The following is a 14,786-nucleotide window of genomic DNA, read 5'->3' on the forward strand; positions in this document are numbered from 1 at the left end:
GCCGCACCGGGCGGTGCGCAGCGGCCGCGGTGGGTCCGGGCCGCGGGGCGCGGGCCTGCGGGGCGATAGCATCAGCAGCCTGATGAGTGCCACTCTTGTCGTCAAGGATCTCGCCGCAGGCCACGGGGACCGCGTCCTGTTCTCCGGACTCGACCTCGTCGTCGCCCCCGGCGACGTCATCGGTCTGGTCGGGGCCAACGGTGCCGGTAAGTCGACGCTGCTGCGCCTGCTCGCGGGCCTGAGCGCGCCCGAGCAGGGGCAGCTGCGGCTCAGCCCGCCCACCGCGACCGTCGGCCACCTCCCGCAGGAACCCGATCGCCGCCCGGGCGAGACCGTACGGGCCTTCCTCGCCCGGCGCACCGGAGTGGCCGCCGCCCAGGCCGCGCTCGATACCGCCACCCAGGCGCTGGTCGACGGGACGCCCGGCGCGGACGACGCCTACAACGACGGCCTGGAGCGCTGGCTCGCCCTCGGCGGCGCGGACATCGACGAACGGGCCGAGGAGGTGGGCGAGGGGCTCGGCCTCGGCGTCGGCCTCGACACGCCCATGACGGCCCTTTCCGGCGGGCAGGCCGCCCGCGCGGGCCTGGCGTCCCTGCTGCTGAGCCGGTACGACGTCTTCCTGCTGGACGAGCCCACCAACGACCTCGACCTGGACGGCCTGGAGCGCCTGGAGACCTTCGTCAGGGGCCTCAAGGCGGGCACCGTCCTGGTCAGCCACGACCGCGAGTTCCTGACCCGCACCGTCAACCGCGTCGTCGAACTCGACCTCGCCCAGCAGGAGGTCAACACCTACGGCGGCGGCTACGCCTCCTACCTGGAGGAGCGCGAGACCGCCCGGCGGCACGCCCGCGAGGCCTACGAGGACTACGCCGACACCAAGGCGGGCCTGGAGTCCCGTGCCCGCATGCAGCGCAACTGGATGGAGCACGGCGTCCGCAACGCCCGCCGCAAGGCGACCGACAACGACAAGATCGGTCGCAAGCTGCGCTCGGAGTCAACGGAGAAGCAGGCCGCCAAGGCCCGGCAGACCCAGCGCATGATCGAACGGCTCGACGTCGTCGAGGAGCCCCGCAAGGAGTGGGAGCTGCGCATGGAGATCGCCGCCGCGCCCCGCGCGGGCGCGGTCGTCGCCACGCTGCGCGGCGCGGAGGTCCGCCGCGGCCCGGAGTTCACCCTCGGGCCGGTCGACCTGCAGGTCGACTGGGCGGACCGGGTCGCCATCACCGGCGCCAACGGCTCCGGCAAGTCGACCCTCCTGGCCGCCCTCCTGGGCCGGGTGCCCCTCGACGCGGGCGCGTCCCACCTCGGCCCCGGCGTCGTCGTCGGCGAGGTCGACCAGGCCCGCAAGCTGTTCCACGGCGGCGAGTCGCTGATGGACGCCTTCGGCGCCGAGGTCCCCGACACGGCCCCCGCCGACGTGCGCACGCTGCTGGCCAAGTTCGGCCTCAAGGCCGCCCACGTACTGCGTCCCGCCGCCACCCTCTCCCCCGGGGAGCGCACCCGGGCCGCGCTCGCCCTCCTGCAGGGCCGCGGCGTCAACCTCCTCGTCCTGGACGAGCCCACCAACCACCTCGACCTGCCCGCCATCGAGCAGCTGGAGTCGGCGCTCGCCTCCTACGACGGCACCCTGCTGCTGGTCACCCACGACCGCCGCATGCTGGAGGCCGTGCGCACCACCCGCCGCATCCGGGTCGACTCCGGCCGCGTCACCGAGCACTGACGCCGGACGGCGGTCGCGGTCGCGCCCGGAGCCCCCTCCCGTGGGAAGATCGGCAACGTGACCGGGGTTGAATGGACGACCTGTGGTCAGTCCACGCCCGAACGAGGAGAGACAACGACGTGAGCATCTACGACATCCCGCTGCGGACCCTCACCGGGGAGCCCGCCTCCCTCGGCGACCACCGGGGCAAGGCTTTGCTGATCGTCAACGTGGCCTCCAAGTGCGGTCTGACCCCGCAGTACGAGGGCCTGGAGCGGCTGCAGAAGCGGTATGCCGACCGCGGGTTCACCGTCCTGGGCGTCCCCAGCAACCAGTTCGCGGGCCAGGAGCCGGGCACGGCCGAGGAGATCGCCACCTTCTGCTCCGCGACCTACGGCGTGAGCTTCCCGCTCTTCGAGAAGTCCGACGTCAACGGTGACGACCGGCACCCGCTGTACGCGGCGCTGGCCGAGACCGCCGACGCCGAGGGCCAGGCGGGCGACGTGCAGTGGAACTTCGAGAAGTTCCTCGTCGCCGCCGACGGCCGGGTGGTGGGCCGCTTCCGCCCCCGCACCGAGCCCGAGGCCGACGAGGTCGTCGCCGCCATCGAGGCGCACCTCCCCGCTTGAGCCTGCGCGCGGCACTGACGCGCCTCGCCGTGCCGGCCGTCGTGGCCGGCACGGCGGCAGCGGTGCCCTGGGCACCGCCCGCGCTGCCGGACCGGATGACGGACACCGGCGGCGGCACCCAACTGATCACCGCCGTCGCTGCCTCCCCGGGGGCCACCACCGGGACCCTGACCTGGTGGGACCGCCGCGACGGCCGCTGGGCCGCCGCGGGATCCGCGGCCGCCCGCTTCGGCGGGGGCGGCCTCGTCGAGGGCGGGAACCGGGTGCAGGACACCTCGACCACCCCGACCGGCCTGTACGACCTGCCGTTCGCGTTCGGCACCGAACCGGCGCCTCCCGGTACGACGACCCGGTACCTGCCGGTCACCGAGGACTCCTGGTGGTGCCAGGACAACGCCTCGGACTCCTACAACCGCTGGGCCGAACCCCTGCCCGAGGACTGCGCCCCCGAGGAGTCCGAGCACCTCGCCGACTTCGGGAAGCAGTACGCGCACGCCCTCGTCATCGGCTTCAACTACCGCACCCCGGTCCGCGGACGCGGCGCCGGGATCTTCCTCCACGTGAACGGCCGCGCCGCCACGGCGGGTTGCGTCTCCGTCCCGGCGGACGCCATGCGTCGCGTCCTGGCCTGGGCCGACCCGGACCGGTACCCCCACATCGCCATCGGCACCGAGTCGGGCGCGACCGCGGTCACGCGCTACTAGGCCGGTCGCCGGTCGCCTGTCGCCGGAGCGGCTCCGCGGCTCGGCCCGCGCCCTTCCGTACCGCGGGCTGCCCGGACGATGCGGCCCTTCCCGGTCCGGCGGCCGGGGGAGTGCCGCGGCCCGGGGGACCCGCACGCGGGCCGCCAGGGCCCGGGGCCGGACCGGGGAGGCCGCGGCCGATAGGCTGAGGAAGCGGAGGCGACGGCGCGACACCCCCGCCCGCCTGTGTCTTTGCCCGCCGCCGAGATCGTTCTCGTCCCGTGAGGATGCCCGTGCTGCCCCGTGGCCCCGGCCGCCGACCCGTCGCCCTGCCGTCCTGGCTGGCCCATCCACTGCGCTGGCAGCGGGGGCCGGTGCCCTGGCCGGCCGTGCTGCGCGGGGGACTCGCGGCGGGGCCGCTGCTCGCGGTGGGGATCGGGCTGGGACACGTCGAGATCGGGGTGATGGCCGGGCTCGGGGCGCTGTTCGCGGGCTTCAACGACCTGCCGGGCACCCGCAGGACGGGCGTCGTCCACATCGGGCTGCCCGCCCTCGTGGCCGCGCTCGGGGTGCTGGTGGGGGCTCTGACGCAGCAGGCGCTGACCGGCTGGTGGGTGCTGCCGGTGCTGTTCGCCGCGGGCGCGGCCTCGGGCGCGGTCAGCGTGGTCGGCCCGGTCTGCTCGCGGGCCGCCATGCAGGGGCTGGCCGCCACCGTGCTCGGGATGGGACTGTCCTTGCCCGGCGGCCCCGGTTTCAAGGCGCTGTGCTTCCTCGCCGGGGCGGGCTGGCTGCTCCTGCTGCGGCTCGTCCTGCGCCCGCCCCGTTCGGCGGTCGGCGCGCTGGACGGCGAGCGCGCCTCGCTGGCCCGGATCTTCGACGCCCTCGCGGACGCCCTCGACGCCGTCGGCGGCCCTGGCGCGGAGGCCGCGCGGCGGCGGCTCAGCGCCGCCCTGGACCGCGGCGACGAGGCCGTCCGGCTGCGCCGGCTGAGCCGGCGGCTGCTGCGCCGGACGGCGAGCCCCGAGGAAGTGCTGCTCGCGGAGCGCTTCGGCGTGGCCACCGAGCTGACGGACGCCGCCGCGGCCCTGCTCTGGGAGGCCCGGCCCCTGCCGCCCCGCACCGGGGACGGCCCCCGGCGGCTGGCCCTGGCGGTGCGGACGGGAACGCCGCCCGGCCCGCTCCCGGCGCCGGGGACGACCACCGCGGCCCGCGCCGCGTTCGACGCCATGACGCAGCACGCCGCCGCCGTCTTCGCCCGTACGGTTCCCGCCGCGGACCGCCCCGAGGACGCCGCGCCGCTCCCCGCCCGCGGGTCGGTCCCGATGCTGCGCCGGCGCGTCCTCGGACCCGTGGGCCGCGAGTACGGACTGAAGGTCGCGGTGTGCGTCACCGCGAGTGCGGCCGTGGCCCTGGCCCTGCGCGCGGACCACTGGTACTGGCTGCCGCTCACGGCCGCGTTCCTCGTGAAGCCCGACATCGGCCCGCTGTTCTCCCGGGTCGTCAACCGCTTCCTCGGCACGGTCCTCGGCGTCCTGGTCTTCGCCGCGCTCGCCGCGCCCCTGGGCGGCGGGATCTGGTGGACCGCGGTCTGCGCCTGCGTGGCGGGCGCGCTCCTGCCCTTCGCGGCCCGCCACTTCGCGCTGCAGACCACCGTCGTCACGATCATGGTGCTGGCCTTCGTCTGGGTCGGAGGCGACACCCAGGCGGCCCTGACCAGGCTGCTGGACACCGCGATCGCCTGCGCCATCGTCGTCGTCGTGGGCCACCTGCCACGGCTCACCGACCCCACCGCACGGGTCGGTCACCTGCTGGCCGTCGCCCAGCGGCGCACGCGCGACTACCTCGAGCACGTCCTGACCGTGCCCGCAGGCGAGCGGCCCGAGGAACGCAGGGTGCTGCGCCGGGCGGCCTACAGCGCCCTGGGCGAGGCCCGCGCCGCCGCCGAGACCCTCGCCGCCGAGCTGCCCTCCCGGCACGGCGGGAACGGCGACTGGTTCCGGGTGGTCGCCGCCTCCGAACGGATCGTGGACGCGACCACCGCATGCGTCGTCCGAATGGAGCAAGGCGCCCCGCGTCCCTCGCCCCGCGAGGGAGCCCAGGTGGTCGCCGCGCTGACGGCGGTCGCCGACACCCTCGACGGCCGGGGCGCGTTCACGGACTTCCCGGAGCTCCCCGCGGCCCCGGAGTGCGAGACCGTCACCGACGTCGTCACCGAGCTGCACCTCATCCGCCGCCTCGTGGCGCTCCTGCCCCTGCCCGCGCGGGGCGGGGGCACCACGGGGCACCCCGCCGTGACCGTGCCCGCCGGCGGCCGGGAACCAGGGGCGGACAATCGTCGCGATCAAGACGGGTGAGGGGCTAAGGTCGGGCCAGTCGGCGACACCGGGAGGTTGACGAGGTGGCCGTATTCCTGCTCGGGGTGGGGGCCGCTTGCTGTCTGGGGCTCGGCTTCGTCCTCCAGCAGCTCGCCGCCCAGCGCGCTCCGCTGTCCGACTTCCTCTCCTTCAGACTGCTGCTGGACCTCATGCGGATGCCACAGTGGCTGCTCGGCGTCCTCCTGATGATCTGCGGCATGCTGCTCAGCGCACTCGCGCTCACCAAGGGCGAGGTCTCCCTCGTCGAGCCGCTGACCGCGACCAACCTGCTGTTCGCGATGGCGCTCTCGCGCCGCCTCACCGGGCAGAGACTCGGGTGGCACGGCTGGTCGGGCGTGGCGCTGCTGGCGCTCGGAGTGACGGCGTTCATCGTGGCCGGCCGTCCCTCCGGCGGCGGGCCACCCGCGGGGGCGCTGCGCCACTGGCTGGTGGTCGGCGTCGTCGTCGGCCTGGCGCTGCTCCTGGTCGCCTGCGCACGCCGGCTGCGCCCGTCACCCGAGGCGACGGTCCTCGCGCTCGCCGCGGGCCTGCTCTACGGCCTCCAGGACGCCCTGACCCGGATCTCCGGCCAGGTCGCCCAGGACGAGGGCGTCGGCTCGCTCCTCGTGCACTGGCAGCCGTACGCCGTCGTCGTCATGGGCCTGACCGGGCTGATGCTCGTGCAGAGCGCCTTCGAGACGGCCCCGCTGCGCATGTCGCTGCCCGCGCTGACCGCCGCCCAGCCGCTGGCCGGGATCGCCTGCGGCGTCGGCTTCCTCGGCGACCGCGTACGCGTCACGCCCGGCGCGCTGGCCTGGGAGGCGGCGGGGCTCGCCGCGATCGCGGTGGGCGTCGTGCTGCTCGGCCGCCATCCGGCGATGCCGTGCGCGCACGGTACGTCCCGGAAGGACGCGGCGGGCTCCGCCGGCGGATCCGGCGAGGAACCCGTCAGGGTCGTCCGCTGACCCCTTGATCCCCGTTCACCGGTCGCCCGGCCCGCTCACCCCGTGAGCAGCCGGGCGACCGTCGCGATGGGGGGCCACGACCACTGACCGGCACGCGCCACCAGGAAGTGCCGCCGCGTGCCCACCAGCGGGTCCAGCGGCCGGGTCACCACGTCGTCGCGCTGCCGTTCCACCCCCGACTCGGCGAGCAGCGCCACACCGAGCCCCGCTCCGGTGAGCAGGTTGACCAGGTGCAGGCTGTCGACCCGGTGGACGATCCGCGGGGTGAAGCCGGCCATCGCGCACACCCGCTGCACCAGCTCGTCGTCGTCGCTGCCGCGCGAGTTGGTGATCCACCCCGCCCCGGACAGCCTGCCCAGCCCGGACAGCGGCACCGGCCCGCCCGGTCCCGGGTCGCCGGGGTGCCCGTCCGGCAGCAGCAGCACCATCGGCTGCGTGGCGAACTGCCGGGCGCCGAGGCCGTCCGGCACCGGGCGCGGCACCAGGCTGTAGTCGTAGACGATGCCGAGGTCGACGTCCCCGGACAGCAGCAGCGCGAGGGTCTGCTCCGGCTCGTGCTCGTACAGCTGCACCTCGACGCGCGGGTGCTCCGCGCGCAGCCGCCCGATCGCGGGCACGACCGTGGGCTCGACGGCGCTGACGAAGCTCGCCAGCCGCACCCGGCCGGCCGGGCCGGACTCCCCGCGCAGCTCGGCCCGGGCCTCCTCGACCGCCGCGAGGATCCCCACGGCGTGCGCGACCAGGCGCTCGCCCGCCGGCGTCAGCCGCACACGGCGGCCGACCGGGGTGAGCAGCCGCGTGCCGACCTCCTGCTCCAGGACGGCGAGGTGCTTGGAGACCGCCGAGGTGCCGTACCCGGTGCGCTCGGCGACGGCCGCCATGGTGCCCAGGCGGCTCAGCTCCACCAGCAGGCGCAGCCGGCCGAGGTCGGGGAGCTGGCCGGACGTCTCGATCATCCACCGATCGTAAACAATGCGTCCGCCAATGACTCGTGGACAGAAACAACCGGCGCCGTATCCAATGGGTGCCGTGTTCCCGCCGCATAATTTTACGTCGCACCGCATACCTGGTGCCGTGCTGATCCTGGCCGCGATGACCGTCCTGCACACCGGCAGCGCCCTGACGACGGAACTCTTCGACGACATCGGCCCGGCCGGCACCACGTGGCTGCGCGTCGGCTTCGCCGCCCTGCTGCTGCTCGCCTTCACCGGCCGCTCGCTCTGGCCCGCGCTGCGTGCCGCACCGCGCCGCGACCTGGCGGCGGTCGTCCTGCTCGGCGCGGTCAGCGGCGCCATGATGCTGCTCTTCTCGGAGGCCGCCGCACGCATCCCCCTGGGCACGGCGACCGCCCTGGAGTTCCTCGGGCCGCTGGCCGTCGCCGTCGCCTCGCTGCGGCAGCGCCGCGAACTCGCCTGGCTGCTGCTCGCGGCAGTCGGCGTCCTGTGCCTCACCTCCCCGTGGCAGGGCGGCGCCGACGTGGTGGGCGTCCTCTTCGGCGTCGCCTCAGGCGGGTGCTGGGCGCTGTACGTGATCGGCACCCAGCACGTCGGAAGCCGCTTCCCGGCGCAGCACGGCCTCGCCGTCTCCCTCGGCGTCGCCACGGTGTTCACCGCGCCCTTCGGCGCGCCTGGCGTGGTGTCGGGCGCCACGTGGCCGGTCGTGGCGGCGGTCGCGGGCATCGCCGTCCTGATGCCGCTGGTGCCCTTCCTGCTGGAGATGAAGGCCCTCCAGCGGATCGGCACGACCGCATACGGAACCCTCGCGGGCATGGAACCCGCGGTCAGTCTGCTCGCCGCGATGGTGCTGGTCTCGCAGGTCCCCACCGGCCTGCAGGCGGCGGGGACGGCTCTGGTCGTCGTCGCCGGGATCGGCGCCGCCCGGGGCGAGAAACGCGCGGCGGACCACCCCGCCCGCGAGGTCACCCGCAGCGGGACACCCGACCCCGCCCCGGCGGCCCCCGCGCCCTGACCCCGGTGTTGTGTCGATGTGTCGACACCGCCCGTCGACAGCCTCCACGGCGCCGGGCTCGGGGTGAGCCGTGCCGTCAGCCCTTGCCGAAGTGCTGCAGGGGGAAGCCGCCGTTGCCCAGGACGCGGTGGGTGAGGGCGCCGGCGAGGGAGGTGAGGCGGTCGACCGCGGCGGCGCCGAGGTGCTCGTAGGGGGCGCGGTCGAGGTGGTCGGTCACGCCCTCGATCTCACGGCGCAGTTCGACGCCGCGGTCCGTGAGCTCGCCCGCCGCGTCGAGGAGGCCCCGCTCGCGGAGCCCGTCCTGGGCCGCGGCCGAGTCCTCGGCGGACCAGCCGCGGCTGCGCTGGACGAAGCCGGGGCTGAAGCCCTTGCCGGTGGCCGTGTGGGTCACCAGGGCCTCCAGCCCGTTCAGGCCGGCCGCGGCCAGGGCGGCGAGGTGCCCGTCGCCCCGGTGCTCCCGCAGCAGGGTGGCGGCGTGCCACAGCGTCAGGTGCGGCGGCTCCGGCACGGTCAGGTCCGCGTTCGCGGCGTACAGCGGCCTGGCCTCACGCGTGCAGGCCTCGGTGGCCCGCAGCGCCAGGCGTGCGGCGTCGGCGAGGTCGGCGGAACCGATGATCTCCAGCCCCAGCAGCCGCGTCAGGACGGCGTCCGCGACGCGCAGCCGGGCCGCGAGGACCACCTCCGGGGTCGCGACGTCCCAGGCGCGCGGGATGACCGGGGCGATGATCGCGTGGTTGAAGTTGTAGAAGGTGGCGGTGACCGTCCCCGCCGCGACGGCGCCCAGCGGGGCGGCCCGCCCGGCGAAGTAGGCCATGGCGCCGCGCTCCAGGCCGAGTGCCGTGAGCTCGCGGTCGTACTCGGGTGAGAAGTACACGACCGAGTGCAGGGGGTTGAGGCTGTTGTGGCAGCGCCGGCCCGCGCGCGGTTCCAGCGCGGGGGCGGGGACGGTGGCGGTCATGACAGCAGGTTACCGACCGGTCGGCATGTCGCCGAGGCCCGGCTCCGTGAAACACCGAATCCGTCGCTCGGACGGATACTGCCACCGATTCCGCGGAAAGTGTGGCGGCGGGATGCCGATATGGCTAGCCTCGGCGCCCAGTAGCCACGACCCCCGGAGGCCCCGTGCCAGCCCCCGACCGCACCCTCCGCGTAACCGACCGCACCCGCCACCGCCGCCTCCGCGAGCAGGGCAGCGTCGCCCGTGACGACCTGGACGCCGTGCTGGGCGCGGGCTTCGTCTGCCACCTCGCCGTCGTCGTCGACGGCACGCCGCTGCCACTGCCCACCGTCTACGGGTACGACGCCGCCGCGGGCACCCTCTACCTGCACGGCTCCGTGGCGAGCCGCAGTCTGCGCCAGGCCCCGGGCGCCCCGGTGTGCGTCACCGTGACCCACGTCGACGGCCTGGTCCTGGCCCGTTCCGTCTTCGAGCACGGGGTCAACTACCGCAGCGCGATGGTCCTCGGCACGCCCCGCACCGTCACCGACCCCGAGGAGAAGCTGCACGGACTGCGCGTGCTGACCGAGCAGTGCGCCCCCGGGCAGTGGGACCACGCCCGCCGGCCGGACCGTCGCGAACTCGCCGCGACGACCCTGCTCGCGCTGGCCACCGACGAGGCCTCGGTCAAGCTCCGCACGGGCCCGCCCGACGACGGCGACGGGCCCGACGCCGCGCTCCCCGTGTGGGCGGGCGTCCTGCCCCTCACCACCACCCGGGGCACCCCCGTCCCCGACCCGGCCCTGCGCCCGGGCGTGCCCCTGCCTCCGCACCTGTCGGACCCCGCCGGCCCGGGTCCCGGCAGCTGACGCACGTCAGCCCGTGGCCCCGGCCTGTGCCGTCGCGGTGACCCGGAAGCCGTGCGGTTCGACGTCCCAGATGTCCACCGCCGGCTCCGGGAGACCGTCCTCGTCGGCGAAGCCCTCGACGTAGAAGCCGAAGAACTCCAGCATCGCCCGCTCGCCCAGTGCGAGCGGATGGAAGGGGAGGGGGTACGGCTGGTCGTCCTCGAAGGGCGGGGAGAGCACCACCGGGTGCCGCCCTTCGCAGTAGGGCACCTCGAACGGGAGCGGTGCGCCGATGTCCTCGATGACGCCGCCGCCGGGGACAGGCTCAGGGAGGGGACGAGCTTCCCGTCGTCCCAGACGGCGAAAGCCAGCCAGTCGACGACGCCGTGCATCGCGTGCAGGTAGAGACGCCGGCCCCTTCCGGCGGTGACGAGGCGCTCGGGGAGCCGCGAGGGCCGGTCGAGCACGACCGCCTGGTCGCAGACCAGGTCGAGGCCCGGCGCGATCAGCGCGCAGGCGGTGCCCTCGGGGGATGGAGCGCATCGCCGGTTCCCACGGCTCTTCGTCGTCCACGACGACGCGATGGCCCGGGCGAACCAGGGCGACCAGCGCGGCAGCCGGGTCGGCCCCACCCGCGGGTGGTCGTGGAGCTGCTCGGCGGTCGCGCCATCCGCTACCGGTCCTGACACCCGGAGGGCACGTGTCGAGTCGTTGAGCCGGCGTCACCAGGGCGCGTTCAGCCGCGTCCCACCGTCCAGGTGAAGCGGGGCTCGCGGCGCCCCAGGAACGCCGCCACGCCCTCGGCCGTCTCCTCGCTGCGCTCCGCCTGGCGGGCCCAGTGGGCGACCCGCCCCGGGTCGGGTTCCGGCGCGGTGAACTCCTTGGCCGCCGCCTGCGTCAGCAGCGAACGGGAGGCCAGCACCCCAGCGAACTCCTCGACCCGCTTGTCCAGCGCGTCCTCCGCCAGCACCTCGTCCACCAGCCCGGTCCGCAGCGCCCGTTCGTGGTCGATCAGCTCCGCGGAGAACAGCAGGTGCTTCGCCGCCGACGGTCCCACCAGGCCGACCAGCCGCCGCGTGGAGGACGCCGGGTAGACGATGCCCAGCCGTGCCGGGGTGACCCCGAAGCGCGCCCCCTCCGCGGCGAACCGCAGGTCGCAGGCGGCCGCGAGCTGGCAGCCGCCGCCAACGCAGGAGCCGCGGATCGCGGCCAGCGTCGGCTTGGGGAACGCCGCGAGGGCCTCCTCCGCGCCCACGGCCGCGCTCTGCGCAGCGCCGGAACCACTCGCCGGGTCGCGCAGGTCGGAGATGTCGGCGCCGGCGCAGAAGGTGTCACCGGCCCCGGTGAGCACCAGGACGCGTACGGCCGGGTCCGCCGCGAGGCCGTCGAGCAGGGCGGGCAGCTCCCGCCACATCGCCACCGTCATCGCGTTGCGCTTGGCCGGGTGGCTGATGGTCACCGTGGCGGTGGCGCCCACCGTGCGCACCAGCAGGCCGGGTCCGGACGGCTCGGACATGCCCGCATCCCTCATCTCGTCGTCGTCCGGCCGGCGGCGGAGATCGCGGAGGCCGCCGGACGGGGATCCTATCCCGGTCCGTGCCACGGCAAATCGGGTATACGAGCTGTAGCTCCCGACTGGCTCCCGACGAGCGCAAGGAGGCGGCGGTCATGGCACCGTTCAAGGGACGGAAGAGGCGCCCGGAGCCCCCGGAGGCCGGGATCAAGCGCAGTTTCGGCTGGGTCGCCGCCCTCGGGGCGGTCCTGGTCGTGGGCGGCCTGGTCGGGCTGTGCTACGTGGGCTTCGCGACCATCACCTCGATGCTGCTCTTCGGCTGGCTGCTGCTGGTCGGCGGCGTCGTCGGCCTGGTGCAGGCGGTGCAGAACCGCAACAGCAACTTCTTCTGGCTCGCCCTGGTCGTCGCGGCCCTCTACATCGCCGCCGGGGTCGTCGTGATCCGCAATCCCGAACAGACGGCGGCCGCCCTCACCATGTTCGCCGCGCTGCTCTTCCTGACCGGCGGGATCTTCCGGCTCTTCGGCGGCATGGTGGTGCGCGGGCCGCACATGGTCTGGACGCTCATCCAGGGCGCCGTCGGCATCCTGCTGGCGATCCTGGTCCTCGCCGACTGGCCGGACAGCAGCGTCTACGTCATCGGCGCCTTCTTCTCGCTGGCGCTGCTCTTCGACGGGCTGGGGCTGCTCGGCGCCGGTCTCGGCGGCCGGCGGATCGTCGGCATGGTCGCCGACGCCCGGGACGCCCCGCTGACGCGTCAGTGAACCGGAACGGCCGGATCAGGAGGGTTCACCGGTCCGACACGTCCGGTCGTCCCGGGTCGGACGTGGTCGAAAGATGCGGATTTACGGTCAGCGGCTCGGGGTGGGCCCTCCACCTGCCGACACTCGATCCGTGAGGCGGACCCCGCCGCCGCCGTGGGCGGCCCGTGGGGACCGCGGGGTGCATCGCGCGAATGCGAGGGTGAAGACCGCCATGGACGTACGCGGGAGCGTCCCGCCCCCCGATCCGGTGCCCCCGGTGGCGCCGGATGTCCCGCGCCCGTACGAGGGCGTGTGGCGCTTCACCGCCCCCGCACTGGACTCCTCCGTGCCGCAGGCCCGGCACGCCGTACGGGAGCTGATCGTCCGCCAGGGCGTGCCGGTCACCGAGGAGCTGCTGCACGGCCTGCTGCTGATCGTCTCCGAGCTGGTCACCAACGCGGTGCGGCACGCCGCGCTGCTCTCGCCGGAGATCGCGGTGGAGTTCGCCGCGGGCGTGGACTGGGTACGGGTGGCCGTCGAGGACAACCACCCGTACCGGCCCAAGGCCCTCCAGGTCGACGACGCCGACACCGGCGGGCGCGGCCTGCTGCTGGTCAAGACGGTCACCGCGGAGGCGGGCGGGATGTGCGACGTCCAGCAGACGACGACCGGCGGCAAGGTCATCTGGGCCGCGCTCCCGCTGCCGCCCGGCCTGGTGCACTGACCGCACGGACGGCGCGGACGGGACTACCAGCCCGCGTCGCCCGTCAGCTCGCGGACCGCGGGCAGCGCGGCGTCGAGCACGGTCGGGAACCAGGCCGAGAACGGTCCTTCGGCGCGGAGCGCGGCGAGCCCGGCGGGCGACACGAACGCGGTCTCGCCGATCTCCTCCGGGTCCGGGTCCAGCGGCGCGGTCACCAGGCCGACGAAGAGGTGGTTGTACTCCTGCTCGACCAGGCCCGACGCGGGGTCCGGGTGGTTGTAGCGGACCGTACCGGCCTCCCGCATCAGCGCGGGCGCCACGCCGAGCTCCTCGGCGGTGCGGCGCGCGGCGGCGACGAAGGGCGCCTCACCCGGGTAGGGGTGGCCGCAGCAGGTGTTCGACCAGACGCCGGGGGAGTGGTACTTCCCGGCCGCCCGGCGCTGCAGCAGCAGCCTGCCCTCGCCGTCGAAGAGGAAGACCGAGAACGCCCTATGGAGCCGCCCCGGCGGCAGGTGTGCCGACAGCTTCTCCGCGGTGCCGATCGTCGCACCGGTCTCGTCGACCAGCTCGAGGAGGATCGGTGCCGGGGCACCGTTGGAGGAGGGGTCCGCGGCGGGGGTGCGGGGCCGGTCGGCGGCGGGGCTCGTGGGCATGGCCATCCTTTGCTTCGACGACAAGACCTCAGTTTGCCTCACGCGGGGACGCACGGTGCGGTTGCAGCGAGTTGTCGTATGGTGACACTTCGTCGCGGCCGTGGCGTGCCCTCAGTGGCACAGCCGCGCCTCGTGCTCCGCGTGTCCCACCGGCTCCAGCTGGAAGGTGCAGTGCTTCACGTCGAAGTGGGTGCCGAGGCAGCTCTGCAGGTCGTGCAGCATCTTCTCGTGGCCGACCGCGTCCAGGACGTCCCGGCTGACCACGACGTGGGCGGAGAGCACCGGCATCCCGGAGGTGATCGTCCACACGTGCAGGTCGTGCAGCCCCGCCACCCCGGGCAGCGCCAGGATGTGCGCGCGCACGTCGGCCATGTCCACGTCCTTGGGCGCCGCCTCCAGCAGGACGTCGATCGCCTCGCGCAGCAGCCGCCACGTCCGCGGGACGATCATCAGGCCGATCAGGATCGAGGCCACCGGGTCCGCCCGCTGCCAGCCCGTGGCCAGGATCACCAGCGCCGCCACGACCACGGCCAGCGAGCCCAGCGCGTCCGCCGCGACCTCCAGGAAGGCGCCCCGGACGTTCAGGCTCTCGCGCTGCCCGCCCATCAGCAGCACCAGGGACACCGAGTTCGCCACCAGGCCGACCGCACCGAAGACGACGGTCAGCCCGCCCTCGACCTCGGTGGGCGTGATCAGCCGGCGGACCGCCTCGTAGAAGATGAAGGCGCCCACGCCGAACAGCAGCACCGCGTTGGCCACGGCCGACAGGATCTCGGCGCGCGCCAGACCGAAGGTGCGGCGCTCGCTCGGCGGACGGTTGGCGAAGTGGATGGCCACCAGCGCCATCGCCAGGCCCGCCGCGTCGGTCGCCATGTGCCCGGCGTCGGCGAGCAGGGCCAGCGAACCGGTGAGCGCGCCGCCCGCGGCCTCCGCCACCAGGACGAGCAGGGTGATGCCGAGGGCCGTGCGCAGCCGCCCGCGGTACGCGGCGGCCGCCGTGCCCGTGGTCGCCGACCGCGGCCCGTGCGGGTGGCCGTGGCCGTGCGCGTGCCCTGCGCCCATCGCCCGACACTCCCGTCCGACGCCCT

At 74.9% G+C, this 14,786-nt stretch carries 14 protein-coding genes and 1 pseudogene; 9 read left to right on the forward strand and 6 right to left on the reverse strand.

Annotated elements, in window-relative coordinates; all coding sequences use genetic code 11:
- Positions 1-82 precede the first annotated feature (82 nt).
- From ACFZAU_RS31505 to ACFZAU_RS31525, 5 genes are all read left to right on the forward strand, one after another.
- Positions 83-1,723: an ABC-F family ATP-binding cassette domain-containing protein gene (locus ACFZAU_RS31505; protein ID WP_500554973.1), complete on the forward strand. Its 1,641-nt coding sequence runs from the start codon at positions 83-85 to the stop codon at positions 1,721-1,723.
- 119 nt (positions 1,724-1,842) lie between these two features.
- A complete protein-coding gene (locus ACFZAU_RS31510) occupies positions 1,843-2,331 on the forward strand; it encodes a glutathione peroxidase (protein WP_500554974.1) in 489 nt (162 codons plus the stop codon).
- Between the two features lie 14 nt (positions 2,332-2,345).
- A complete protein-coding gene (locus ACFZAU_RS31515; RefSeq protein ID WP_500554994.1) occupies positions 2,346-3,035 on the forward strand; it encodes a L,D-transpeptidase family protein in 690 nt (229 codons plus the stop codon).
- A gap of 266 nt (positions 3,036-3,301) precedes the next feature.
- The gene (locus ACFZAU_RS31520; protein WP_500554995.1) at positions 3,302-5,368 is read left to right on the forward strand and encodes an FUSC family protein; all 2,067 of its coding nucleotides are present in this window, start codon (positions 3,302-3,304) and stop codon (positions 5,366-5,368) included.
- A 44-nt stretch (positions 5,369-5,412) separates the two neighbouring features.
- Positions 5,413-6,333 (forward strand): DMT family transporter, encoded by a 921-nt coding sequence (locus ACFZAU_RS31525; protein WP_499604258.1) that lies wholly within the window; start codon positions 5,413-5,415, stop codon positions 6,331-6,333.
- A 35-nt stretch (positions 6,334-6,368) separates the two neighbouring features.
- Here the strand turns inward: ACFZAU_RS31525 and ACFZAU_RS31530 are convergent, their stop codons facing one another.
- Positions 6,369-7,289 carry a LysR family transcriptional regulator gene (locus ACFZAU_RS31530; protein ID WP_500554975.1) on the reverse strand — a complete coding sequence of 307 codons (921 nt, stop codon included), beginning with the start codon at positions 7,287-7,289 and terminating at the stop codon, positions 6,369-6,371.
- A 118-nt stretch (positions 7,290-7,407) separates the two neighbouring features.
- Here ACFZAU_RS31530 and ACFZAU_RS31535 point away from each other — a divergent pair, with 118 nt between their 5' ends.
- Complete coding sequence (locus ACFZAU_RS31535; protein WP_500554976.1) at positions 7,408-8,301, forward strand: EamA family transporter; 894 nt, start codon at positions 7,408-7,410, stop codon at positions 8,299-8,301.
- Positions 8,302-8,377: 76 nt separating this feature from the next.
- Here the strand turns inward: ACFZAU_RS31535 and ACFZAU_RS31540 are convergent, their stop codons facing one another.
- A complete protein-coding gene (locus tag ACFZAU_RS31540; RefSeq protein WP_500554977.1) occupies positions 8,378-9,259 on the reverse strand; it encodes an SCO6745 family protein in 882 nt (293 codons plus the stop codon).
- A 164-nt stretch (positions 9,260-9,423) separates the two neighbouring features.
- Between ACFZAU_RS31540 and ACFZAU_RS31545 the strand changes: the two genes are divergently transcribed.
- On the forward strand, positions 9,424-10,107 hold the full coding sequence (locus tag ACFZAU_RS31545; RefSeq protein WP_500554978.1) for a pyridoxamine 5'-phosphate oxidase family protein: 684 nt from the start codon (positions 9,424-9,426) through the stop codon (positions 10,105-10,107).
- Positions 10,108-10,113: 6 nt separating this feature from the next.
- On the opposite strand, the pseudogene ACFZAU_RS31550 reads toward ACFZAU_RS31545, so the two are convergent.
- Positions 10,114-10,775 (reverse strand): annotated as a pseudogene (locus ACFZAU_RS31550) (DUF6928 family protein).
- 47 nt (positions 10,776-10,822) lie between these two features.
- Positions 10,823-11,602, reverse strand: a complete 780-nt coding sequence (locus tag ACFZAU_RS31555) for an enoyl-CoA hydratase/isomerase family protein (protein WP_500554979.1) — start codon at positions 11,600-11,602, stop codon at positions 10,823-10,825.
- Positions 11,603-11,754: 152 nt separating this feature from the next.
- Here ACFZAU_RS31555 and ACFZAU_RS31560 point away from each other — a divergent pair, with 152 nt between their 5' ends.
- The gene (locus ACFZAU_RS31560; RefSeq protein ID WP_500554980.1) at positions 11,755-12,363 is read left to right on the forward strand and encodes an HdeD family acid-resistance protein; all 609 of its coding nucleotides are present in this window, start codon (positions 11,755-11,757) and stop codon (positions 12,361-12,363) included.
- A 211-nt stretch (positions 12,364-12,574) separates the two neighbouring features.
- Positions 12,575-13,066 (forward strand): ATP-binding protein, encoded by a 492-nt coding sequence (locus ACFZAU_RS31565; protein WP_499604271.1) that lies wholly within the window; start codon positions 12,575-12,577, stop codon positions 13,064-13,066.
- 23 nt (positions 13,067-13,089) lie between these two features.
- On the opposite strand, the gene idi is transcribed toward ACFZAU_RS31565, so the two are convergent.
- Both idi and ACFZAU_RS31575 read right to left on the reverse strand, forming a co-directional pair.
- Positions 13,090-13,698: an isopentenyl-diphosphate Delta-isomerase gene (idi, locus tag ACFZAU_RS31570; RefSeq protein WP_499604273.1), complete on the reverse strand. Its 609-nt coding sequence runs from the start codon at positions 13,696-13,698 to the stop codon at positions 13,090-13,092.
- Between the two features lie 111 nt (positions 13,699-13,809).
- Positions 13,810-14,760, reverse strand: coding sequence for a cation diffusion facilitator family transporter (locus tag ACFZAU_RS31575; protein WP_500554981.1), 951 nt, complete (start codon positions 14,758-14,760; stop codon positions 13,810-13,812).
- Positions 14,761-14,786: the final 26 nt, after the last annotated feature.

The organism is Streptomyces sp. NPDC008238, assembly GCF_042956445.1.
Taxonomy (GTDB): domain Bacteria; phylum Actinomycetota; class Actinomycetes; order Streptomycetales; family Streptomycetaceae; genus Actinacidiphila.